Origin of the sequence: Corynebacterium sp. KPL2734, from assembly GCF_040225595.1 — a bacterium.
GTDB classification, from domain to species: domain Bacteria; phylum Actinomycetota; class Actinomycetes; order Mycobacteriales; family Mycobacteriaceae; genus Corynebacterium; species Corynebacterium rhinophilum.
Genome location: NZ_JBEHFO010000063.1, coordinates 1 through 532 on the forward strand (window position 1 = coordinate 1; position 532 = coordinate 532).

Annotated in this window: 1 protein-coding gene; it reads right to left on the reverse strand. The window is 50.6% G+C overall.

Annotated features, from left to right (window positions below; translation table 11 throughout):
* Nucleotides 1-437, reverse strand: a 437-nt coding sequence (locus ABRP88_RS11435) for an IS3 family transposase (protein ID WP_349837267.1), incomplete at its 3' end; no start/stop codon positions are given.
* Nucleotides 438-532: the final 95 nt, after the last annotated feature.

Sequence of the window (532 nt, forward strand, 5' to 3'; positions counted from 1 at the left end):
CAACCCTCGCCGGTGCGCAGGTAGGTAATGTCCGACATCCATACCCGGTTGAGCTCGCCGGTATCAAACATGCGCTTTACCAGGTCAGGAAGACTCGACTTACGTTTAGATTGAATCGTTGTCACGGGCACAAAAGCACGCGGTGAAATCCCTTCAATTCCCATCAGGCGCATCCGCTTAGCCACAGTCTTACGATTCACACTGATCTGGTAGCGATCGGCGAGTTCTGCGGTAATCCGCGGAGCACCATAGACCTCATCGGAGTCTTTCCAGATCTGATGAATCTTACGATCAGCATCATCGTAAAAAGATGTCCGATCATCATTACCGGATAAGCGTTGCTGCTGCATATGGGCCCATTTGTAGTATCCAGACCGAGATACCTTCAACAAGCGCGCCATGCGCTTGATACTGAAATTCGCCTTCTCCTGCTGCATTAACTCGAACTTTTCTGATCGCGTTGCTTTGCGGCGAAGAAGGCTGTCGCTTTTGACAAAAACTCGTTATCCATCTTGGCTTCTGCCAGCTCACG